General features: G+C 65.2%; 34 protein-coding genes. All 34 read left to right on the top strand.

The genetic code is table 11. The features are described from left to right. Positions 1 to 285 precede the first annotated feature (285 nt). A complete protein-coding gene (gene rpsL, locus ABZ260_RS10765) occupies positions 286 to 657 on the top strand; it encodes a 30S ribosomal protein S12 (protein ID WP_012887826.1) in 372 nt (123 codons plus the stop codon). Positions 658 to 659: 2 nt separating this feature from the next. Further along, entirely contained in the window at positions 660 to 1,130 is a 471-nt protein-coding gene (gene rpsG / locus ABZ260_RS10760) for a 30S ribosomal protein S7 (protein ID WP_012887827.1), read from the top strand. Between the two features lie 36 nt (positions 1,131 to 1,166). Continuing rightward, positions 1,167 to 3,266 (top strand): elongation factor G, encoded by a 2,100-nt coding sequence (fusA, locus tag ABZ260_RS10755; protein ID WP_355615533.1) that lies wholly within the window; start codon positions 1,167 to 1,169, stop codon positions 3,264 to 3,266. 304 nt (positions 3,267 to 3,570) lie between these two features. Then, complete coding sequence (gene tuf, locus ABZ260_RS10750) at positions 3,571 to 4,764, top strand: elongation factor Tu (protein WP_355551469.1); 1,194 nt, start codon at positions 3,571 to 3,573, stop codon at positions 4,762 to 4,764. Between the two features lie 334 nt (positions 4,765 to 5,098). Further along, positions 5,099 to 5,407, top strand: a complete 309-nt coding sequence (gene rpsJ / locus ABZ260_RS10745; RefSeq protein WP_030912931.1) for a 30S ribosomal protein S10 — start codon at positions 5,099 to 5,101, stop codon at positions 5,405 to 5,407. Positions 5,408 to 5,421: 14 nt separating this feature from the next. Continuing rightward, positions 5,422 to 6,075 carry a 50S ribosomal protein L3 gene (rplC, locus tag ABZ260_RS10740; RefSeq protein ID WP_030912930.1) on the top strand — a complete coding sequence of 218 codons (654 nt, stop codon included), beginning with the start codon at positions 5,422 to 5,424 and terminating at the stop codon, positions 6,073 to 6,075. Continuing rightward, a complete protein-coding gene (rplD, locus tag ABZ260_RS10735; protein ID WP_350911368.1) occupies positions 6,072 to 6,719 on the top strand; it encodes a 50S ribosomal protein L4 in 648 nt (215 codons plus the stop codon). The genes rplC and rplD overlap by 4 nt, the downstream gene beginning before the upstream one ends. Further along, positions 6,719 to 7,021, top strand: a complete 303-nt coding sequence (gene rplW, locus ABZ260_RS10730) for a 50S ribosomal protein L23 (RefSeq protein ID WP_030912923.1) — start codon at positions 6,719 to 6,721, stop codon at positions 7,019 to 7,021. Before rplD ends, rplW begins: the two co-directional genes overlap by 1 nt. A gap of 91 nt (positions 7,022 to 7,112) precedes the next feature. Further along, on the top strand, positions 7,113 to 7,949 hold the full coding sequence (rplB, locus tag ABZ260_RS10725; protein ID WP_271220144.1) for a 50S ribosomal protein L2: 837 nt from the start codon (positions 7,113 to 7,115) through the stop codon (positions 7,947 to 7,949). A gap of 11 nt (positions 7,950 to 7,960) precedes the next feature. Next, positions 7,961 to 8,239: a 30S ribosomal protein S19 gene (gene rpsS / locus ABZ260_RS10720; RefSeq protein WP_030451498.1), complete on the top strand. Its 279-nt coding sequence runs from the start codon at positions 7,961 to 7,963 to the stop codon at positions 8,237 to 8,239. 97 nt (positions 8,240 to 8,336) lie between these two features. Continuing rightward, positions 8,337 to 8,690: a 50S ribosomal protein L22 gene (rplV, locus tag ABZ260_RS10715; RefSeq protein ID WP_030912916.1), complete on the top strand. Its 354-nt coding sequence runs from the start codon at positions 8,337 to 8,339 to the stop codon at positions 8,688 to 8,690. After that, complete coding sequence (gene rpsC / locus ABZ260_RS10710; protein WP_030912914.1) at positions 8,690 to 9,547, top strand: 30S ribosomal protein S3; 858 nt, start codon at positions 8,690 to 8,692, stop codon at positions 9,545 to 9,547. The genes rplV and rpsC overlap by 1 nt, the downstream gene beginning before the upstream one ends. Positions 9,548 to 9,549: 2 nt before the next feature. Continuing rightward, positions 9,550 to 9,969: a 50S ribosomal protein L16 gene (gene rplP, locus ABZ260_RS10705; protein ID WP_030912912.1), complete on the top strand. Its 420-nt coding sequence runs from the start codon at positions 9,550 to 9,552 to the stop codon at positions 9,967 to 9,969. After that, positions 9,969 to 10,205: a 50S ribosomal protein L29 gene (gene rpmC / locus ABZ260_RS10700; RefSeq protein ID WP_030912909.1), complete on the top strand. Its 237-nt coding sequence runs from the start codon at positions 9,969 to 9,971 to the stop codon at positions 10,203 to 10,205. Before rplP ends, rpmC begins: the two co-directional genes overlap by 1 nt. Beyond that, positions 10,198 to 10,479 (top strand): 30S ribosomal protein S17, encoded by a 282-nt coding sequence (gene rpsQ, locus ABZ260_RS10695; RefSeq protein WP_030912907.1) that lies wholly within the window; start codon positions 10,198 to 10,200, stop codon positions 10,477 to 10,479. The genes rpmC and rpsQ overlap by 8 nt, the downstream gene beginning before the upstream one ends. Positions 10,480 to 10,660: 181 nt before the next feature. Continuing rightward, positions 10,661 to 11,029: a 50S ribosomal protein L14 gene (gene rplN / locus ABZ260_RS10690; RefSeq protein WP_012887841.1), complete on the top strand. Its 369-nt coding sequence runs from the start codon at positions 10,661 to 10,663 to the stop codon at positions 11,027 to 11,029. Positions 11,030 to 11,037: 8 nt separating this feature from the next. After that, entirely contained in the window at positions 11,038 to 11,334 is a 297-nt protein-coding gene (rplX, locus tag ABZ260_RS10685; protein ID WP_063766231.1) for a 50S ribosomal protein L24, read from the top strand. Then, positions 11,334 to 11,903 carry a 50S ribosomal protein L5 gene (gene rplE, locus ABZ260_RS10680; RefSeq protein WP_030912902.1) on the top strand — a complete coding sequence of 190 codons (570 nt, stop codon included), beginning with the start codon at positions 11,334 to 11,336 and terminating at the stop codon, positions 11,901 to 11,903. The genes rplX and rplE overlap by 1 nt, the downstream gene beginning before the upstream one ends. 2 nt (positions 11,904 to 11,905) lie before the next feature. After that, a complete protein-coding gene (locus tag ABZ260_RS10675) occupies positions 11,906 to 12,091 on the top strand; it encodes a type Z 30S ribosomal protein S14 (protein WP_012887844.1) in 186 nt (61 codons plus the stop codon). Between the two features lie 146 nt (positions 12,092 to 12,237). After that, positions 12,238 to 12,636, top strand: a complete 399-nt coding sequence (gene rpsH, locus ABZ260_RS10670) for a 30S ribosomal protein S8 (RefSeq protein WP_355551484.1) — start codon at positions 12,238 to 12,240, stop codon at positions 12,634 to 12,636. Positions 12,637 to 12,653: 17 nt separating this feature from the next. Further along, positions 12,654 to 13,196, top strand: coding sequence for a 50S ribosomal protein L6 (rplF, locus tag ABZ260_RS10665; RefSeq protein ID WP_355551487.1), 543 nt, complete (start codon positions 12,654 to 12,656; stop codon positions 13,194 to 13,196). A 2-nt stretch (positions 13,197 to 13,198) separates the two neighbouring features. Continuing rightward, positions 13,199 to 13,582: a 50S ribosomal protein L18 gene (gene rplR / locus ABZ260_RS10660; protein WP_030912897.1), complete on the top strand. Its 384-nt coding sequence runs from the start codon at positions 13,199 to 13,201 to the stop codon at positions 13,580 to 13,582. A 61-nt stretch (positions 13,583 to 13,643) separates the two neighbouring features. Continuing rightward, positions 13,644 to 14,276, top strand: a complete 633-nt coding sequence (rpsE, locus tag ABZ260_RS10655; RefSeq protein ID WP_030912894.1) for a 30S ribosomal protein S5 — start codon at positions 13,644 to 13,646, stop codon at positions 14,274 to 14,276. Between the two features lie 3 nt (positions 14,277 to 14,279). Beyond that, positions 14,280 to 14,462, top strand: a complete 183-nt coding sequence (gene rpmD, locus ABZ260_RS10650) for a 50S ribosomal protein L30 (RefSeq protein WP_030912892.1) — start codon at positions 14,280 to 14,282, stop codon at positions 14,460 to 14,462. Positions 14,463 to 14,464: 2 nt separating this feature from the next. Continuing rightward, complete coding sequence (rplO, locus tag ABZ260_RS10645; protein ID WP_350911377.1) at positions 14,465 to 14,920, top strand: 50S ribosomal protein L15; 456 nt, start codon at positions 14,465 to 14,467, stop codon at positions 14,918 to 14,920. Positions 14,921 to 15,099: 179 nt separating this feature from the next. Then, on the top strand, positions 15,100 to 16,419 hold the full coding sequence (gene secY / locus ABZ260_RS10640; RefSeq protein ID WP_030912888.1) for a preprotein translocase subunit SecY: 1,320 nt from the start codon (positions 15,100 to 15,102) through the stop codon (positions 16,417 to 16,419). Beyond that, complete coding sequence (locus ABZ260_RS10635; protein WP_030912884.1) at positions 16,419 to 17,069, top strand: adenylate kinase; 651 nt, start codon at positions 16,419 to 16,421, stop codon at positions 17,067 to 17,069. The genes secY and ABZ260_RS10635 overlap by 1 nt, the downstream gene beginning before the upstream one ends. A gap of 123 nt (positions 17,070 to 17,192) precedes the next feature. Next, on the top strand, positions 17,193 to 18,011 hold the full coding sequence (gene map, locus ABZ260_RS10630) for a type I methionyl aminopeptidase (protein ID WP_355615529.1): 819 nt from the start codon (positions 17,193 to 17,195) through the stop codon (positions 18,009 to 18,011). Positions 18,012 to 18,061: 50 nt separating this feature from the next. Continuing rightward, positions 18,062 to 18,499 carry a DUF1707 domain-containing protein gene (locus ABZ260_RS10625; protein WP_355615527.1) on the top strand — a complete coding sequence of 146 codons (438 nt, stop codon included), beginning with the start codon at positions 18,062 to 18,064 and terminating at the stop codon, positions 18,497 to 18,499. Between the two features lie 431 nt (positions 18,500 to 18,930). Beyond that, entirely contained in the window at positions 18,931 to 19,152 is a 222-nt protein-coding gene (gene infA, locus ABZ260_RS10620) for a translation initiation factor IF-1 (protein ID WP_012887858.1), read from the top strand. Positions 19,153 to 19,175: 23 nt separating this feature from the next. Next, positions 19,176 to 19,289 carry a 50S ribosomal protein L36 gene (gene rpmJ, locus ABZ260_RS10615; protein WP_003956441.1) on the top strand — a complete coding sequence of 38 codons (114 nt, stop codon included), beginning with the start codon at positions 19,176 to 19,178 and terminating at the stop codon, positions 19,287 to 19,289. 210 nt (positions 19,290 to 19,499) lie between these two features. After that, on the top strand, positions 19,500 to 19,880 hold the full coding sequence (gene rpsM, locus ABZ260_RS10610) for a 30S ribosomal protein S13 (protein WP_012887859.1): 381 nt from the start codon (positions 19,500 to 19,502) through the stop codon (positions 19,878 to 19,880). A gap of 45 nt (positions 19,881 to 19,925) precedes the next feature. Beyond that, positions 19,926 to 20,330 (top strand): 30S ribosomal protein S11, encoded by a 405-nt coding sequence (gene rpsK / locus ABZ260_RS10605; RefSeq protein WP_012887860.1) that lies wholly within the window; start codon positions 19,926 to 19,928, stop codon positions 20,328 to 20,330. A 19-nt stretch (positions 20,331 to 20,349) separates the two neighbouring features. Then, positions 20,350 to 20,976 (top strand): 30S ribosomal protein S4, encoded by a 627-nt coding sequence (gene rpsD / locus ABZ260_RS10600; RefSeq protein ID WP_030912875.1) that lies wholly within the window; start codon positions 20,350 to 20,352, stop codon positions 20,974 to 20,976. Positions 20,977 to 21,079: the final 103 nt, after the last annotated feature.

Genomic DNA, 21,079 nt, shown 5'->3' with positions numbered 1-21,079 from the left:
GCGGCCGTTTTGACGTGTTGCGCTGGGCTGGGTAGTCTTGCCCTTCGTGCTCATGTCTTCATGGGCCCTCATGCGTGTGCGTCGACAGGTTCCCGGTGGGGAGTCGGCAGGGGCGCCGCATGGCCTCCTCCACCGGACCGGCCTTGACCGGGTTGTGGCGTGACAAGTGCGCGACACGCCCGACCGCGTGGGTCGGAGGGGATGAAAGAACCGCAGGTCATGACACCGGCAGTACCTGCAAAATGCACGACATTCGATTAACCGGCTAGCACGAACGGAGACGCGGTGCCCACGATTCAGCAGCTGGTCCGCAAGGGCCGCCAGGACAAGGTCACCAAGACCAAGACCCCGGCGCTCAAGGCCAGCCCTCAGCGACGCGGCACCTGCATGCGCGTTTACACCACGACCCCCAAGAAGCCGAACTCCGCGCTCCGCAAGGTCGCGCGTGTCCGGCTCACCAACGGTATCGAGGTCACGGCCTACATCCCCGGTGTCGGTCACAACCTTCAGGAGCACTCCATCGTGCTCGTCCGCGGTGGTCGTGTGAAGGACCTGCCGGGTGTTCGCTACAAGATCATCCGCGGTTCGCTCGACACCCAGGGTGTCCGTAACCGCAAGCAGGCCCGTAGCCGTTACGGCGCGAAGAAGGAGAAGTAAGAATGCCTCGCAAGGGTTCTCCTGGCCGTCGTCAGCTCATGGCTGACCCGGTTCACAACTCGCCCCTGGTCACCGCGCTTATCAACAAGGTGCTCCTGGACGGTAAGCGGTCCATCGCTCAGTCCATCGTGTACGGCGCCCTCGAAGGCGCCAAGGAGAAGACCGGTAACGACCCGGTCGTCACCCTGAAGCGCGCGCTGGACAACGTCAAGCCCACCCTTGAGGTCCGCAGCCGCCGTGTCGGTGGCGCGACCTACCAGGTCCCGGTCGAGGTGCGCGCCGCGCGCAGCACCACCCTGGCCCTGCGCTGGCTGGTGCAGTACTCCCGGGCCCGCCGCGAGAAGACCATGACCGAGCGCCTCATGAACGAACTGCTCGATGCCAGCAACGGCCTCGGCGCAAGCGTCAAGAAGCGTGAGGACACCCACAAGATGGCCGAGTCCAACAAGGCCTTCGCCCACTACCGCTGGTAACAGCGGCTTCGACGAGACGACGAGGACGCGAGAGAAGTGGCCACCACGACCGCTCTTGACCTGGCCAAGGTCCGCAACATCGGGATCATGGCTCACATCGACGCGGGCAAGACCACGACGACTGAGCGCATCCTGTTCTACACCGGTATCAACTACAAGATCGGTGAGGTCCACGAGGGCGCAGCCACGATGGACTGGATGGAGCAGGAGCAGGAGCGTGGTATCACCATCACCTCCGCTGCTACGACCTGCGAGTGGCTCGGCCACACGATCAACATCATCGACACGCCGGGTCACGTGGACTTCACGATCGAGGTGGAGCGCTCGCTCCGCGTCCTCGACGGTGCCGTCGCCGTGTTCGACGGCGTTGCAGGCGTCGAGCCCCAGTCCGAAACGGTGTGGCGTCAGGCCGACCGTTACGAAGTTCCCAGGATCTGCTTCGTCAACAAGCTGGACCGGGTCGGCGCGGAGTTCCACCGCTGCGTCGACATGATGATCAGCCGCCTGAACGCGACCCCCGCGGTTCTTCAGCTTCCCTGGGGCGTCGAGGCCGACTTCAAGGGCGTCATCGACCTGGTCAAGATGAAGGGTCTGCTCTGGAGCGCCGAGGCGGCCAAGGGCGAGATGTACGAGACCGTCGACATCCCGGCCGAGCACGCCGAGGCCGCTCGCGAGTGGCGTGACAAGCTGGTCGAGACGGTCGCCGAGAACGACGACGAGCTGATGGAGCTCTTCCTGGAGGGCGTCGAGCCCACCGAGGAGCAGCTGGTCGCGGCCATCCGCCGCGCGACGCTGAGCAGCGCCATCAACCCGGTCCTGACCGGCACCGCGTTCAAGAACAAGGGCATTCAGCCCCTGCTCGACGCGATCGTCGCCTACCTTCCCGCTCCGACCGACATCCCGGCCTTCAAGGGCCACGCGGTCGGCAAGGAAGACGAGGTCATCGAGCGCCACGCGGATGTGAACGAGCCGTTCTCCGCGCTGGCATTCAAGATCATGAGCGACCAGCACCTGGGCCGTCTCACCTACATCCGCATCTACTCGGGCACGCTCGAGACCGGCACCGCCGTGGTCAACTCGGTGAAGGGCCGTAAGGAGCGGATCGGCAAGATCTACCAGATGCACGCCAACAAGCGCGAGGAGCGCCCGTCGGCCGTCGCCGGTCAGATCGTCGCCGTCATGGGCCTGAAGGACACCACCACCGGTGACACCCTGGCCGACCCGGCTCACCCCGTGGTCCTGGAGTCGATGAACTTCCCGGCGCCGGTCATCAGCGTCGCCATCGAGCCCAAGACCAAGGGCGACCAGGAGAAGCTGGGCACCGCGATCCAGCGTCTGGCCGAGGAGGACCCGTCCTTCCAGGTCCGTCGTGACGAGGAGACCGGGCAGACGGTCATCTGGGGTATGGGCGAGCTCCACCTGGAGATCCTCGTCGACCGGATGCGCCGCGAGTTCAAGGTCGAGGCCAACATCGGCCGGCCTCAGGTGGCCTACCGGGAGACCATCCGCCGCAAGGTGGAGAAGGTCGACTACGTCCACAAGAAGCAGACCGGTGGTTCCGGCCAGTTCGCCAAGGTCATCATTGACATTGAGCCGCTGGGCGAGGGCAACGACGGTTACGAGTTCGCGAACAAGGTCTCCGGTGGCCGCATCCCGAGGGAGTACATCCCCTCGGTCGACGCGGGCGCCCAGGAGGCGGCCGAGTTCGGTGTTCTCGCCGGCTACCCCATGGTCGGGGTCAAGGTCACCCTGCAGGACGGTGCCTACCACGAGGTGGACTCGTCCGAAATGGCCTTCAAGATCGCCGGCTCGATGGCCTTCAAGGAGGCCGCGCGCAAGGCGGACGCCGTAATCCTGGAGCCGATGATGGCCGTCGAGGTCACCACGCCCGAGGACTACATGGGTGACGTCATCGGTGACCTCAACGGTCGCCGCGGGCAGATCCAGGCGATGGACGAGCGCTCCGGCGCCCGGATCGTCAAGGCGCTCGTGCCGCTCTCTGAGATGTTCGGCTACGTGGGAGACCTTCGTAGCAAGACGCAGGGACGCGCGAGCTACAGCATGCAGTTCGACTCCTACGCGGAAGTGCCCGCGCACATCGCCAAGGAGATCGTCGCGAAGGTGCGGGGCGAGTAAGTCCAGCACCCACTCTGGTTACGGGTAGCGAGGAGATCGCCGCCCCGCCACCGGAGGGGTGCAGGGCAAGTAAGTCCAGCACTCACTTTGGTTACGGGAGGCGAGGAGGCTCGCCACCCGTTGCCGGGGGTGCGGGGCGAGCAAGTCCAGCACTCACTTTGGTTACGGGAGGCGAGGAGGCTCGCCACCCGTTGCCGGGGGTGCGGGGCGAGAGCTTTCTCGCGGGCCGGTTCCGAGAGGGAGCGGCCTCCCCAAACCCGAATATGAAGACGCAAGTCACGTCAGAATCTCTAAGGAGAGAGCAGTGGCCAAGGCCAAGTTCGAGCGGACCAAGCCGCACGTAAACATCGGCACCATTGGGCACATCGACCACGGCAAGACCACTCTGACCGCGGCGATCACCAAGGTGCTCCACGAGCGTTTCCCGAACCTCAACGAGGCGACCCCGTTCGACAAGATCGACAAGGCGCCCGAGGAGAAGGCTCGTGGTATCACGATCTCCATCGCGCACGTCGAGTACCAGACCGAGAAGCGCCACTACGCCCACGTGGACTGCCCCGGTCACGCGGACTACGTGAAGAACATGATCACCGGTGCGGCTCAGATGGACGGTGCGATCCTCGTGGTCGCCGCCACCGACGGCCCGATGCCGCAGACGAAGGAGCACGTCCTCCTGGCCCGCCAGGTCGGCGTTCCCTACATCGTCGTGGCCCTCAACAAGTCCGACATGGTGGACGACGAGGAGATCCTGGAGCTCGTCGAGCTCGAGGTCCGTGAGCTTCTCTCGGCCCAGGAGTTCCCCGGCGACGACCTGCCGGTCGTCCGCGTCTCGGCGCTGAAGGCGCTTGAGGGCGACGCCAAGTGGGGCGACTCGATCATCGAGCTCATGACCGCGGTGGACGAGAACGTCCCCGAGCCGGTCCGTGAGACCGACAAGCCGTTCCTGATGCCGGTCGAGGACGTCTTCTCGATCACCGGTCGCGGCACGGTCGTCACCGGCCGTATCGAGCGTGGCATCGTCAAGGTCAGCGAGACCGTCGACATCATCGGCATCAAGGAGACCAAGACCACCACCACGGTCACCGGTGTCGAGATGTTCCGCAAGCTCCTCGACGAGGGCCAGGCGGGTGACAACGTCGGTCTGCTCCTGCGCGGCATCAAGCGCGAGGACGTCGAGCGCGGCCAGTGCATCATCAAGCCGGGCACGACCACCCCGCACACCGAGTTCGAGGCCCAGGTCTACATCCTGAGCAAGGACGAGGGCGGCCGCCACACGCCGTTCTTCAACAACTACCGCCCGCAGTTCTACTTCCGTACGACTGACGTGACCGGCGTGGTGAACCTCCCCGAGGGCACCGAGATGGTCATGCCGGGCGACAACACCGAGATGAACGTCGCGCTCATCCAGCCCATCGCGATGGAGGACGGTCTCAAGTTCGCCATCCGTGAGGGTGGCCGCACCGTCGGTGCGGGTCGAGTGACCAAGATCATCAAGTAGTACGATCGCGGAGTGGCGGTCGGCCCTCAACGCAGGGCCGGCCGCTTCCCCACGAGGGGCTCGCGCCGCAGGGCGCGAACCCTGGCAGGGACCCCACGAACCGTGATCTCGCAGTTGGTTCGGCCGAACGATGACCGAAGTAACTGCCAGATCACGGAAGAAAGCGCGGACTCACAGCGTCTGCTACGTGGGGCGTGTGCGGAGAGCGTCGCCCCAGGGCGAAGTGGGCTCCGCACAACGTGGAGGGGACGTCCGAGACGGACCCGGCCATGACACAGCGGCAACAGGCCGCACGTAACTTTTTCAGACGACAGTGAAGGACACCGAGGCCATTATGGCGGGACAGAAGATCCGCATTCGGCTCAAGGCCTATGACCACGAGGTCATCGACGTCTCGGCCAAGAAGATCGTCGAGACGGTGACAAGGACTGGCGCCAAGGTCGCGGGCCCGGTGCCGCTGCCGACCGAGAAGAACGTGTACTGCGTCATCCGCTCGCCGCACAAGTACAAGGACAGTCGCGAGCACTTTGAGATGCGCACGCACAAGCGGCTGATTGACATCATCGACCCGACGCCGAAGACGGTCGACTCGCTCATGCGACTCGACCTTCCCGCCGGCGTTGACATCTCGATCAAGCTCTGAGGGAACGCACTGACATGGCTAAGCAGATCAAGGGCGTCCTGGGCAAGAAGCTCGGCATGACCCAGGTCTTCGACGCGGACAACCGGATGGTCCCGGTGACCGTCGTCGAGGCTGGTCCGTGCGTCGTGACCCGCGTCCGCACCGCTGAGAAGGACGGCTACACCGCCGTTCAGCTGGGCTTCGGGCAGGTCGACCCGCGGAAGGTCAACAAGCCGCTCGGCGACTACCTGCGCAAGCACGACATCACCCCGCGCCGTTACTTCGCGGAGATCCGCACTGACGACGTGAGCGAGTACACCCTGGGCCAGGAGCTCTCGGCCGACACCTTCGAGGCCGGCCAGTACGTCGACGTGACGGGCAAGAGCAAGGGCAAGGGTTACGCGGGTGTCATGAAGCGGCACGGCTTCAAGGGCCTGGGCGCCTCGCACGGTACGCAGCGCAAGCACCGCTCGCCGGGTTCCATCGGTGGCTGCGCCACCCCGGGCCGCGTCTTCAAGGGCGTGCGCATGGCTGGCCGGATGGGCAACGCCCGCACGACCATCCAGAGCCTCAAGGTCCACGCCGTGGACGCCGAGAAGGGCCTCATCCTGATCAAGGGTGCGATCCCCGGCGCCAACGGCAGCCTGGTTCTGGTCCGCACCGCTGCCAAGAAGGGGGCTGCCAAGTGAGCACCATTGACGTCCTCGACGCGAGCGGCGACAAGGCCGGGACCGTCGATCTGCCGGAGGACATCTTCGGCACGAAGGTCAACATCCCGCTGATCCACCAGGTCGTCGTGGCCCAGCTCGCCGCTCGCCGGCAGGGCACCCACAAGGCCAAGACCCGCGGTGAGGTCAGTGGCGGCGGCAAGAAGCCGTACCGCCAGAAGGGTACGGGCCGCGCCCGCCAGGGTTCGACCCGCGCTCCGCAGTTCACCGGCGGCGGCACCGTCCACGGTCCGGTTCCGCGGGACTACTCGCAGAAGACTCCCAAGAAGATGAAGGCCGCCGCCCTGCGCGGGGCCCTGTCCGACAGGGCGACCGGGGGCCGCGTTCACGTGGTCAGCGGTCTGGTCGCGGGGGAGACCCCGAAGACCAAGGCGGCTCTCGAGTCGCTTCGCAAGATCACCGAGGCGCGTAGCGTCCTGGTAGTCGTCGACGAGGGTGACGAGCTCAGCTGGCTGAGCCTGCGCAACGCTCCCGAGGTCCACCTGCTGGACGCCGGGCAGCTCAACACCTACGACGTGCTCTGCCACGACGACGTCGTTTTCACTCAGGCGGCGTACGACCAGGTCGTCGCGCGCCTGAGCAAGAGCGGGAAGGAAGACGCCTGATGGAGAAGATCGCCGACCCGCGCGACATCATCATCAAGCCGGTTGTCTCCGAGAAGAGCTACGGCCTGATCGACGAGCACAACAAGTACACGTTCCTGGTGCGGAAGACGGCCAACAAGACGCAGGTCAAGATCGCTGTTGAGAAGATCTTCGGCGTCAAGGTGGCCAGCGTCAACACCATCAACCGCCAGGGCAAGCGTAAGCGGACCAGATTCGGCTACGGCCAGCGTCCGGCTACCAAGCGAGCGATCGTCAGCCTGGTCGAAGGCGACCGGATTGACATCTTCGGCCAGATCGGCTGACGCGCTCGCTCAGTAAGTACAGGGAGAAAGCCCCTCACCACCAGGTGAGGGGCGTTCGACCGGATTAACCGACGAAGGATGAACGAAAAAGATGGGCATCCGTAAACTCAAGCCGACGACCCCGGGTCGCCGCGGCGCCAGCGTCTCGGACTTTGCCGAGATCACGCGCAGCACGCCCGAGAAGTCGCTGCTTGCACCCCTGCACAGCAAGGGTGGCCGTAACGTCCACGGCCGTGTCACCACCCGTCACCAGGGCGGTGGCCACAAGCGCGCCTACCGGATCATCGATTTCCGGCGTCACGACAAGGACGGGATCCCGGCCAAGGTCGCTCACATCGAGTACGACCCGAACCGCACCTCCCGTATCGCGCTGCTGCACTACGCCGACGGGGAGAAGCGCTACATCCTCTGCCCGACCGGCCTCAAGCAGGGCGACAAGATCGAGAACGGCCCCACGGCCGACATCAAGCCGGGCAACTGCCTCCCGCTGCGCAACATCCCGACCGGTACCTTCATCCACGCGGTGGAGCTCCGTCCGGGCGGTGGCGCCAAGCTGGGCCGGTCCGCCGGCGCGCAGATTCAGCTCCTCGCCAAGGAGGGCCAGTACGCCACGCTGCGTATGCCCTCCGGTGAGATGCGCCAGGTCGACGTTCGCTGCCGGGCCTCCATCGGCCAGGTCGGCAACGCCGAGCAGGCCAACATCAACTGGGGTAAGGCCGGACGTATGCGGTGGAAGGGCAAGCGCCCCACCGTCCGCGGCGTCGCGATGAACCCGGTCGACCACCCGCACGGTGGTGGTGAGGGTAAGACCTCCGGCGGTCGTCACCCCGTCAACCCCAAGGGCAAGCCCGAGGGTCGTACTCGTGCGGCGAACAAGGCCAGCGACCGGCTGATCATCCGCCGTCGTACCAAGCGGAAGAAGCGGTAGGAGCAGCCAAAATGCCACGTAGCCTCAAGAAGGGTCCCTTCGTGGACGACCACCTTCAGAAGAAGGTGGATGCCCAGAACGAGAAGGGCACCAAGAACGTCATCAAGACGTGGTCGCGGCGCTCCATGATCGTGCCCGACATGCTCGGTCACACGATCGCCGTTCACGACGGCCGCAAGCACGTCCCGGTGTTCGTCACCGAGTCGATGATCGGCCACAAGCTGGGTGAGTTCGCGCCGACGCGGACCTTCCGCAGCCATGTCAAGGAAGACCGCCGCAGCCGGCGATAAGCGCCTCAGGAAGAGGACGTCGAGCCGGGAACGATCGGAAGCGATCGTCGCAGAGTGAGACGGACTCGACCAAAACGAAGGGTAAGAGGAGTAAGCGATGGAAGCCAGGGCTCAGGCGCGGTTCGCGCGCCACACGCCCATGAAGGCCCGCCGTGTGGTGGACCTCATTCGCGGGCTGCCCGCTTCGGAGGCGCAGGCCGTGCTGCAGTTCGCTCCCCAGTCGGCGAGCGAGACCGTGTACAAGGTGCTGTCGAGCGCCATTGCCAACGCGGAGCACAACTTCAAGCTCGACCGTGACACGCTCTTCGTGAGCCGTGCCTGGGTCGACGAGGGCCCGACGCTGAAGCGGTTTCGTCCCCGTGCTCAGGGTCGTGCCTATCGGATCAACAAGCGGACCAGCCACATCACCGTGATCGTGGAGTCCCGCGAGCCGAAGGGGAGGACCCGCTAGTGGGTCAGAAGGTTAACCCGCACGGGTTCCGCCTCGGCATCACGACCGACTTCAAGAGCCGGTGGTATGCCGACAAGCTCTACAAGTCGTACGTTGCCGAGGATGTGGCGATCCGCCGCATGCTCAAGAAGGGCATGGAGCGGGCCGGCATCTCCAAGGTGGAGATCGAGCGGACCACCGACCGGGTTCAGGTCGACATTCACACCGCCCGTCCGGGCATCGTCATCGGCCGCCGCGGCGCCGAGGCGGACCGGATTCGCGGTGACCTCGAGAAGCTGACCAAGAAGCAGGTCCAGCTGAACATTCTTGAGGTCAAGAACCCTGAGATCGACGCTCAGCTCGTCGCCCAGGGTGTGGCCGAGCAGCTGTCCAGCCGTGTCTCGTTCCGCCGTGCCATGCGCAAGGCGATGCAGTCGGCGATGAAGAGCGGCGCCAAGGGCATCCGGGTGCAGTGCTCCGGTCGTCTCGGCGGCGCTGAGATGTCCCGTTCGGAGTTCTACCGCGAGGGCCGCGTGCCCCTGCACACCCTCCGCGCGGACATCGACTACGGCCTGTACGAGGCCCGTACCACCTTCGGCCGTATCGGCGTGAAGGTGTGGATCTACAAGGGTGAGGCTCCGACCAGCCGCGCCGAGCGCGAGGCGGCTGCCGCCGGTGCTCGTGCGGGCCAGCGTCGTGACCGCGACGACCGTCGTGGCCCCGGTGCCGGTGGCGGCGACCGTCCCCGTCGTGGTGCCGGTGGCGCCCGTCGTGGTGCCGGTGCCGGCCGTGGCGACCGCGCCCCCAGGAACGAGGCGGCCTCCCAGGCTGCCCCCGAGACCGGCCCGGCTGCGCAGCCGGGTGCTGAAGGGAGCTGACCATGCTGATCCCGCGCAGGGTCAAGCACCGTAAGCAGCACCGGCCCGACCGTCACGGCGCTGCCAAGGGCGGCACCAGGGTCGTGTTCGGCGAGTTCGGCATTCAGGCGATTGAGCACTCCTACGTGACCAACCGCCAGATCGAGTCGGCTCGTATCGCGATGACCCGTCACATCAAGCGTGGTGGAAAGGTCTGGATCAACATCTATCCGGACCGTCCTCTCACCAAGAAGCCCGCCGAGACCCGCATGGGTTCCGGTAAGGGTTCGCCGGAGTGGTGGATCGCCAACGTCAAGCCCGGTCGCATCATGTTCGAGCTGTCGGGTGTCGCCGAGCCGGTGGCTCGCGAAGCCCTGCGTCGTGCGATGCACAAGCTGCCGATGAAGTGCCGGTTCGTCAAGCGTGAAGTGGGTGAGGCGTGATGGCTAAGGGCCTGACCGCCGGTGAGCTGCGGGTGGAAGACCAGGACACTCTGGTCACGAAGCTGAAGGAAGCCAAGGAGGAGCTGTTCAACCTCCGCTTCCAGGCTGCGACCGGCCAGTTGGAGAGCCACGGGCGGCTGCGTGCCGTTCGCCGCGAGATCGCCCGTATCTACACGGTGATGCGCGAGCGGGAGCTCGGAATCGTCACGGTAGAGAAGGAGTCGATTGATGGCTGAGGCCACGGAAACCACGACCGAGACGCGGAACTACCGCAAGACCCGTGAGGGTCTGGTCGTCAGCGACAAGATGGACAAGACTGTCGTGGTCGCTGTCGAGGACCGCGTCAAGCACCCCCTGTACGGCAAGGTCATCCGCAGGACGACCAAGTACAAGGCGCACGACGAGGCCAACAGCTGTGGTGTCGGCGACCGAGTCCTCCTGATGGAGACCCGGCCGCTCTCCGCCAGCAAGCGTTGGCGGGTCATCGAGATCCTCGAGAAGGCCAAGTAAGTCAACGCGCCTCGTGGGGGGTGACACCGTCACCCCCCATGACGGCGTCCAAGGGGGCGAAGCGATCTTCGCCCCGCCTGCGTCGGCGGTCCGTCAGGGACTGTCGCCGGGGGAAAAAGACCCAGCAGGTTCCGCAAGGCTCACCCACGGGTGAGAACCAGCGAGACAAACAGGAGTACAAGTGATCCAGCAGGAGTCGCGGCTCAAGGTCGCCGACAACACCGGTGCGAAGGAAGTCCTTTGCATCCGTGTGCTCGGTGGCTCGGGCCGGCGCTACGCGGGAATCGGCGACATCATCGTCGCCACTGTCAAGGACGCCATTCCCGGCGGCACCGTGAAGAAGGGCGATGTGGTCAAGGCCGTCATCGTCCGCACTGTCAAGGAGCGCCGCCGGCCCGACGGCTCCTACATCCGCTTCGACGAGAACGCCGCCGTCATCATCAAGGACAGCGGTGACCCCCGGGGCACCCGCATCTTCGGTCCCGTTGGACGTGAGCTGCGTGACAAGAAGTTCATGCGGATCATCTCGCTCGCGCCGGAGGTGTTGTAATGCCGAAGCTGCATGTGAAGAAGGGTGACCTCGTACTGGTCATCGCCGGCAAGGACAAGGGTGCCAAGGGCCGCGTGATCGCCGCCCACCCGCGCGACGAGCGCGTGGTGGTCGAGGGCGTCAACATGGTCAAGAAGCACTCCAAGGAGACCAACCAGGGTCCGCGTGGCGCCAAGACCGGCGGCGTGCAGACCATGGAGGCTCCCATCCACGTGAGCAACGTCAAGAAGCTCAAGGATGACGACAAGCCCGCCAAGAAGGAGTCGGCCAAGGCTGCTTCCGAGGAGACGGGTGAGGACAACTGATGACCGCGAACACTGAAGAGCGGACCCTCCCGCGCCTCAAGCAGCGCTACCGCGAAGAGATCATCGCGAAGCTGAACGAGCAGTTCGGGTTCGAGAACATCATGCTGGTGCCCACCATCACCAAGATCAAGGTGAACATGGGCGTCGGCGAGGCCGCGCGTGACTCGAAGCTCATCGAAGGCGCCGTCCGCGACCTCACCGTGATCACCGGCCAGAAGCCGGCGGTCGTCCGCGCCCGCAAGTCCATCGCCCAGTTCAAGCTGCGCGAGGGCATGCCGATCGGCGCGCACGTCACGCTCCGTGGCGACCGCATGTGGGAGTTCCTCGACCGGCTGCTCTCGCTGGCGCTGCCCCGCATCCGTGACTTCCGCGGCCTGTCGCCCAAGCAGTTCGACGGCAACGGGAACTACACCTTCGGTCTCACCGAGCAGGTCATGTTCCACGAGATCGACCAGGACAAGGTCGACCGCCAGCGTGGTATGGACATCACGGTCGTGACCACCGCTAAGACCGACGACCAGGGCCGGGCGCTGCTGAAGCACCTCGGCTTCCCCTTCAAGGAGGCCTGATCATGGCGAAGACGTCGCTCAAGGTCAAGGCTGCTCGCAAGGCCAAGTTCGAGGTCCGGGCGTACACTCGGTGCTCGCGCTGTGGTCGTCCCCGCGCCGTCTACCGGAAGTTCGGCCTGTGCCGCATCTGCTTCCGTGAGATGGCGCACCGGGGCGAGCTGCCCGGCATCACCAAGTCGAGCTGGTAGCCGTCCGCGCGGTCCCATGACCATCACGGGCCCGCGCGGGGCACCGGCCACACATAGAAGTTCGTATTCACCGGGCGCTGACTACAAGCGCCCATGACCGCACCGAAGGTCCCCTGTGGAAACCGCGGTGAGGAAGGCCACCGGCCATGACGATGACCGACCCGATCGCAGACATGCTGACGCGTCTGCGAAACGCGAACTCGGCGTACCACGACAGCGTGGCGATGCCGTACTCGAAGATCAAGGCGCACATCGCCGAGATCCTCCAGCAGGAGGGTTACATCCAGTCCTGGGGCGTCGAAGACGCCAAGGTCGGAAAGAACCTCGTGGTGGAGCTGAAGTTCGGGCCGAGCCGTGAGCGGTCGCTCGCGGGCCTGCGACGGGTTTCCAAGCCCGGCCTGCGGGTTTATGCAAAGAAGGACAACCTGCCCCGAGTCCTGGGCGGACTGGGCGTCGCGATCATCTCGACGTCCGGCGGTCTCATGACGGACAAGCAGGCCGGCAAGCGTGGAGTGGGCGGGGAAGTCCTCGCCTTCGTTTGGTAGAGGGGAGAACGAACAGCATGTCAAGAATCGGACGGCTGCCCATCCCCGTACCGAACGGAGTGGACGTCGCCATCGACGGCCGGGACGTCACGGTCAAGGGCCCCAAGGGCACGCTTTCGCTTACGGTCGCGGAACCCATCGCGATCGCCAAGGGTGAGGACGGAAATCTCTCCGTCACCCGCCCCAACGACGAGAACAAGATCCGTGCGCTGCACGGCCTGTCCCGCACCCTGGTCGCCAACATGGTGACCGGTGTGACCCAGGGGTACTCGAAGTCCCTGGAGATCGTGGGCGTCGGTTACCGCGTGCAGGCCAAGAGCCCGACTCAGCTTGAGTTCGCTCTCGGCTTCAGCCACCCGGTGATCGTCAACGCTCCCGAGGGTGTCACCTTCCGCGTCGAGAAGCCGACGCTGTTCCACGTGGACGGCATCGACAAGCAGAAGGTCGGCGAGATCGCCGCGAACATCCGCAAGCTGCGCAAGCCCGACCCGTACAAGGGCAAGGGCGTGCGCTACCAGGGTGAAGTTATCCGCCGCAAGGTCGGAAAGGCTGGTAAGTAGGCATGGCTGGCAAGACTGCGTTCGGCAAGCACACGGCCGCCCGCGCCGTCTCGCGGGCCCGCCGCCACGGCCGAGTCCGCAAGAAGGTTGTCGGTACGGCCACGCGTCCGCGTCTGGTCGTCAACCGCTCCACGAGGCACCTCTTCGTGCAGATCGTCGACGACGCCCAGGGCCACACGCTGGTGAGCGCCTCCACCATGGACGCCTCCCTGCGCTCGGCCGAGGGCGCCAAGACCGACAAGGCCAAGCAGGTCGGCGAGCTTCTCGCTCAGCGGGCCAAGGCAGCCGGGATCACCGCGGTCGTGTTCGACCGGGGTGGCAACCGCTACGCGGGCCGCATCGCGGCTCTCGCGGACAGCGCCCGCGAAGGTGGACTGGAGTTCTGATGACTCCTTTCACCAGTGCGCAACCGATGGCCCGTCTTACGAATGAGAAGAGGAACCACTAATGGCTGGAGCTCCGCGTCGCGGTGGCGCCGCCGGTGGCGAGCGGCGTGACGGTCGTCGTGACGACCGCCGCGGTGGCAACGCTGACAAGGGCGTCTCGTACATCGAGCGCGTTGTGAAGATCAACCGAGTGGCCAAGGTCGTGAAGGGTGGTCGTCGCTTCAGCTTCACCGCCCTCGTCATCGTCGGTGACGGCAACGGCATGGTCGGTGTCGGCTACGGCAAGGCCAAGGAAGTGCCCGCGGCGATCGCCAAGGGTGTCGAAGAGGCCAAGAAGCACTTCTTCAAGGTGCCCCGTATCCAGGGCACCATCCCGCACATCGTGCAGGGCGAAGAGGCCGCCGGCGTCGTCTTCCTGCGTCCGGCGTCGCCCGGTACCGGTGTCATCGCCGGTGGCCCGGTGCGCGCCGTGTTGGAGTGCGCGGGCATCCACGACGTGCTGTCCAAGTCGCTCGGCTCGGACAACCCGATCAACATCGTGCACGCCACCGTGGCCGCTCTGAAGGGCCTCAGCCGCCCCGAGGAGATCGCGGCCCGCCGTGGCCTGCCGATCGAGGACGTCGCCCCCAAGGCGATGCTCAAGGCTCGCGCCGAGGGTCTCGCGGAGGCCGCGGCGGCGAAGGCGGTGAGCTAGCCCATGGCACGCCTGAAGATTACCCAGGTCCGCTCGAAGATCGGTGGCAAGCAGAAGCAGCGTGACTCGCTGCGCTCGCTCGGTCTTAAGCGAATCGGCGACGTCGTCGTCAAGGAGGACCGCCCGGAGATCCGCGGCATGGTCTCCGTGGTGACGCACCTCGTCACCGTGGAAGAGGTCGACTAGACATGGCAGAGAACACTCCGCTCCGCATCCACCACCTGCGTCCGGCCCCCGGCGCCAACAAGTCGAAGGTCCGCAAGGGCCGCGGCGAGGCGTCCAAGGGCAAGACCGCGGGTCGCGGAACCAAGGGCACGAGGGCCAGGAACACTGTCCCGCTCGGCTTCGAGGGTGGTCAGGTTCCGCTGCAGCGGCGCCTGCCCAAGTTCAAGGGCTTCTCCAACGCCCTGTTCAAGACGACCTACCAGGTCGTCAACCTTGACAGGCTCGGCGAGCTGTTCCCCGACGGTGGCGACGTCACCGTGGAGGCGCTGGTCGCCAAGGGCGCGGTTCGCAAGAACCAGCTCGTCAAGGTTCTGGGAACCGGTGACATCTCCGTGGCGTTGAACGTGGAGGCGCACGCCTTCTCCGCCAGTGCCAAGGAGAAGATCGCTGCCGCCGGAGGCTCCGTCTCCGAGCTGTAGGTGTCATCATCACGCGGCGCGGGGGCTCGTAATGGGCTCCCGCGCCCGTAGTGCGTTAGAGTTCGCTGGACAGTGGGCCTCGACTCATTTCCTTGGGCTCATTGACTGGATATGGCAAAGATGGAACACCCCCGCACCATCGCTGACCGACCTCGCCTTTCAGGCGCGCAGGAGGGACCGTGCTGACCGCATTTACCCGAGCGTTCCGTACGCCGGACCTGCGTAAGAAGCTGCTCTTCACCTTGGGCATCATTGCGCTGTTCCGACTTGGGTCGGTCCTGCCGACTCCGGGTGTGCATACCGAGAACATCAGCCGTTGTCTCACCCAGGCGCAGGCGGGGGACGCGGGCAACATCTACGGAATGGTGCAGCTGTTCAGCGGCGGCGCCCTCCTGAAACTTTCAGTGTTCGCCCTCGGCATCATGCCGTACATCACCGCGAGCATCATTCTTCAGCTGCTCGTCGTGGTCATTCCGCGCCTGGAGGCCCTCAAGAAGGAGGGGCAGGCCGGACAGACCAAGATCACGCAGTACACGCGTTACCTGACGGTCGGGCTTGCCATCCTGCAGTCGACCGCCTTCGTGGCCCTGGCCCGCGGCGGCCAGCTGTTCCCGCAGTGCCGCGAAGAGATCCTCCTCGACAAGGACAACGTCTTCGCCATCGTCACGATGGTGCTGACCATGACCGCCGGCACCGCCGTCGTCATGTGGCTGGGCGAGCTCGTCACCGACCGCGGCATCGGCAACGGCATGTCCATCCTGATCTTCACTCAGGTCATCGCCGTCTTCCCGTCCGAGCTGCTGAACATCGCCAGGCAGAAGGGCGGCTTCGTCTTCGCCGTGGTCATCGTCGTCGGTATCGCGATGATCGCCCTGGTCGTGATGGTCGAGCAGGCCCAGCGCCGGATCCCGGTGCAGTACGCCAAGCGCATGGTCGGCCGCCGGATGTACGGCGGGACGTCGACCTACATCCCGCTGAAGGTCAACCAGGCCGGCATCATCCCGGTCATCTTCGCCTCCTCGCTGCTCTACCTTCCGCAGCTGATCACGACGCTCTTCACGAACAGCCAGGAAGAGCCGAACAAGATCATCCAGTGGATCTCGCAGGAGTTCGGCGGCGGAGGGACCACCCCGACGTACATGATCACTTTCTTCCTGCTTATCGTGTTCTTCACGTACTTCTACGTGTCGATTACCTTCAACCCCGTTGAAGTCGCCGACAACATGAAGAAGTACGGTGGTTTCATCCCGGGCATCCGCCCGGGGCGCCCGACGGCTGAGTACTTGAACTATGTGCTCACGCGACTCACCGCTCCTGGCGCGCTGTATCTGGGCCTGATCTCCATGGTGCCGATCGTCGCGCTGGCGCTCGTCGGTGCGAGTCAGAACTTCCCGTTCGGAGGGACGAGCATTCTGATCATGGTTGGTGTCGGCCTTGACACCGTGAAGCAGATCGAAAGCCAGCTGCAGCAGCGCAACTATGAAGGCTTCCTGAAATAGTGCGCCTCGTCCTGGTCGGGCCCCCCGGAGCGGGTAAGGGGACACAGGCCCAGTTCATTGCGTCGAACCTGTCGATCCCGAAGATTTCGACAGGTGACATCTTCCGTGCCAACGTCTCGGGTGGTACGGAGCTCGGCAAGCTTGCCAAGGAATACATGGACCGCGGCGACCTCGTGCCTGACGAGGTCACCATCGCGATGGTCCGTGACCGCCTCGCTGAGAAAGACGCGCAGGACGGTTTCCTGCTCGACGGCTTCCCCAGGAACGTGCCCCAGGCCGAGATCCTGAAGAAGATCCTCGCCGAGTTCGGATCCGGTCTGGACATCGTTCTGGAGCTCGTGGTCGACGACGAGGAGGTCGTTCGCAGGCTCGCCGGGCGCCGCACCTGTAGCCAGTGCGGTCGTATCTGGCACGTCGACTTCGACGACAAGAAGGACGACATCTGCGACGCCTGTGACGGCCGGCTGTACCAGCGCGACGACGACAAGGAGGAGACCGTCAGGCACCGCCTGGAGGTCTATCAGGAGCAGACCGCCCCCCTGGTCTCCTTCTACGCGGACGAGGGCATCCTTGTCGGAGTCGACGCCACCGGTCCGGTGGAAGAGATCACTCAGCGCGCTATGGAGGCCCTGAGCCCCTTCGTCGGCTAGCGAAGCGATATCTACCTTGCACGCCACCCATGGCTTCTCATGGGTGGCGTGCTGTCATTTAGGGCAGAATCTGGGGAATTGGGCTCCCGGACCGCCCGTTGAACCACCCCAGGGGGTGCGCACGTGTTCAAGAAGAACAAGCACGGAATTCAGCTGAAGACGCCCGAACAACTGGAGAAGATGCGGGCGGCGGGCCTGGTGGTCGGTCGTACCCTGCAGTTGCTGCGGGAGAGCGTCCAGCCGGGCATGACGCCCCTGGACCTCGACGCGATCGCGGAGAAGGCCATCAGAGGCGAGGGGGCGATCCCCTCCTTCAAGGGTTACCAGGGCTTCCCGGCGACCATCTGCGCGTCGGTCAACCACGAGGTGGTCCACGGCATCCCGAGCGACCGCAGGGCGCTGCGGGAGGGCGACGTCATTTCGATCGACTGCGGTGCCATCCTGGACGGCTGGCACGGCGACTCGGCCATCACGGTCGGCATCGGTGAGGTGGACCCCAAGCTGACCGAGCTGATGCGGATCACCGAGGAGGCCATGTGGCGGGGCATCGCCGCGCTCACCGTGGGTCGCCACCTGTCCGATATCGGTCACGAAGTGGAGAAGTACGTCCGCTCCCAGGGGCGCTACGGCATCCCGCAGGAGTACGGCGGGCATGGCATCGGCACCGAGATGCACATGGACCCGTGGGTGGCCAACCACGGCAAACCGGGCCGTGGCCCGCGTTTCGAACCGGGTATGTGCTTCGCCGTCGAGCCCATGGTCAACCTGGGGACGGACCGGACCAAGGTGCTGGCCGACGACTGGACCGTGGTCACGATCGACGGTAAAGCCTCGGCACACTTCGAACACAGCGTCGCCGTGACACATAATGGACCTTGGGTACTGACCGCCCTTGACGGGGGTAAAGAGCGGCTTGTCGACTTGTTGGGAGACGCGGGCTAGATCAGGCTCGCCGGTGAGCGGATGTGGTTGATATGGCGGCTGGTCCAGGTATGCGAGCTTCCGACGGGGACCGCGACAAGGTCGCCTCGGTCCTGCGGGAGCACTACGCGCAGGGCCGCCTGACCACCGAGGAGTTCGACGAGCGCCTCGAACAGCTCTACAGCAGCAAGACGTACGGCGAGCTCGCCGTCCTCACCTCCGACCTTCCCGACGTCGACCTGCGCCGGCTTCCAGAGACCCCCTCCCGCGCCCCTGAGCGCGCCAAGGAGGGCAAGCAGGACAAGGCGCAGAACAAGGGTCTGGCGGCCGCCTGGGCCGCCTGGGCGACGGCCAGCGGCGTCAACTGGATGATCTGGCTCATCATCGGAGTGACCAGCGGCCTCGACTTCCCCTACCCGTGGCCGCTCTGGGTCATGGGCCCGTGGGGTGTGGTGTTGCTGGTGACGACCGTCCTCACCGGGCTGGGCGGGGACAAGAAGTCCACCTGAGTGGTGGGGAGGGTGTGGATTCCAGTGCCGGGTCATCGGGACCTGCCCATGGCGCGAGCCGCCGCGGGACGTCGGGCGGATTCCCTCGAACGGCCTCGATAGGGGCGGTCGTCCGAGGGGATCCGGTCTGACCGGGCCGTAGGAGTGCTGGCCTGACCAGGCTGGACATGCCACAATGAGGCCACGAGCATTCGCGCGTCGAACCGTGCCGTCCATCCCTGAAGGGATCTGCGGTATCCTTTGTAGCGGTTGTGTCAAGGTGCCGGCCGTGTGTTTCGCATTTCCTCGCCCGGTGCCGTACACTCCTTCTTCGGTTCACTATGACCATTGCGCGTCGGCGGTGTCGCAACCGCCGCTCTCATCGAAGCGCTGGGTCGCGGCTGCTTAGTGTTCCGAAGCCTCAGACGACCGATCAGTGAAACGCGAGGGACATGGCCAAGAAAGACGGCGCCATCGAGATCGAGGGCACTGTGGTTGAGTCGCTCCCGAACGCGATGTTCAGGGTGCAACTCGATAACGGCCATAAGGTCCTGGCCCACATCAGCGGGCGGATGCGGATGCACTACATCCGGATCCTTCCTGACGACAGGGTTGTCGTCGAACTGAGCCCCTACGACCTCAGTCGTGGGCGGATCGTCTACCGATACAAGTAAGCGTCTGAGGGACGAATAGGACTATGAAGGTCAAGCCGAGCGTCAAGAAGATCTGTGACAAGTGCAAGGTGATTCGCCGGCACGGTCGCGTCATGGTGATCTGCGACAACCTGCGCCACAAGCAGCGCCAGGGCTAGTCGTTCCAACAGGCCCCACGAGAGTCCGTTCCCAAGAGGCGGGCTCGACCCATGTGGGGCTTCCAAGGTAATCGCGTTTCACACCTGCGCAGGCGGCTCGCGCCGTACCCCGCAGGAGACCCCCGGTCGGAGGCCGGGGCCCTCACCCCGGGCATGGGGAGGGGAAGTGAGGCGTAGGACCTCCGCCACAACGAAGGAGAATGCCCGACCATGGCTCGCCTGGTTGGCGTCGACCTCCCCCGCGACAAGCGGCTGGAGATCGCTCTCACCTACATTTTCGGGATCGGCCGCACGCGCGCGCTCGAAACCCTCAAGGCCACCGGTGTGAACGGCGACCTCCGCGTTCACCAGCTCACGGACGAGGAACTCGTCCCGCTGCGCGACTACATCGAGGCGAACTACAAGATCGAGGGTGACCTCCGTCGCGAAGTTCAGGCCGACATCCGTCGCAAGATCGAGATTCAGTGCTACCAGGGCATCCGGCACCGCCGTGGCCTTCCCGTGCACGGTCAGCGCACGCAGACCAACGCACGCACCCGTAAGGGCAAGAAGAAGACCGTGGCCGGTAAGAAGAAGCCCGGTAAGAAGTAGTCCGCGTAGCCGCAGGACCGAAGACCTCAGGAGTGAAGGCAAAGAATGCCTCCTAAGAGCCGCCAGGGTGCACCGAAGAAGGTGCGCCGCAAGGAAAAGAAGAACGTCGCTCACGGGCACGCCCACATCAAGAGCACGTTCAACAACACGATCGTTTCGATCACCGACCCGAGTGGGAACGTGATCTCCTGGGCCAGCGCCGGCCACGTCGGGTTCAAGGGCTCTCGCAAGTCCACCCCGTTCGCCGCGCAGATGGCCGCGGAGAACGCCGCCCGCCGCGCCATGGAGCACGGCATGCGCAAGGTCGACGTCTTCGTCAAGGGCCCCGGCTCCGGTCGTGAGACCGCGATCCGCTCGCTGCAGGCGACGGGTCTTGAGGTCGGGTCCATCCAGGACGTCACCCCCGTGCCGCACAACGGCTGCCGTCCGCCCAAGCGCCGTCGCGTCTGAGCCCAGGAGAAGATAGAAAATGGCTCGTTACACGGGTGCGGACTGCAAGCTCTGCCGCAGGGAGAAGACCAAGCTCTTCCTCAAGGGCAAGAAGTGCGAGTCCGCGAAGTGCCCCATCGAGATCCGTCCTTACCCGCCGGGTGAGCACGGCCGCGGCCGTCCCAAGGAGTCTGAGTACCAGCTCCAGCTCCGCGAGAAGCAGAAGACCCGCCGCATCTACGGCGTCCTCGAGAAGCAGTTCCACAACTACTACGAGGAAGCCAACCGCAAGACCGGCAAGACCGGCGAGAACCTCCTCCAGATCCTGGAGAGCCGTCTCGACAACGTGGTCTACCGCGCCGGTTTCGCCGAGTCGCGCGACGCCGCCCGCCAGCAGGTCCGTCACGGCCACATCCTGGTGAACGGCAAGAAGGTCGACATCCCGTCGTACCGGGTGCGCGAGCACGACATCGTCGAGGTCCGCGAGAAGTCGCGCAACCTCCTGCCCTACGAGGTGGCCCGCGCCACCGCCGGTGACAAGACGTACCCGGCGTGGCTCGGCGTCGTCCCGGACGCGCTGCGCGTCCTGGTCCACCAGCTCCCGGTCCGTCAGCAGATTGACACCCAGGTCCAGGAGCAGCTGATCGTCGAGCTCTACTCCAAGTAGCGGCTCCTTTTGAAATTCCGGGCAGCCGTAACATGCTTCTAACCCATCCCCAAAAAGACCTGATCCACCACCGCCGGTGCGGCACCCCGAACGGAAAGGACAC

The organism is Streptosporangium sp. NPDC006013, from assembly GCF_040614275.1.
Classification (GTDB): Bacteria; Actinomycetota; Actinomycetes; order Streptosporangiales; family Streptosporangiaceae; genus Streptosporangium.
The sequence above is the reverse complement of the archived record's forward strand: the minus strand, read 5'-3'. Positions and strand labels throughout refer to the sequence as shown.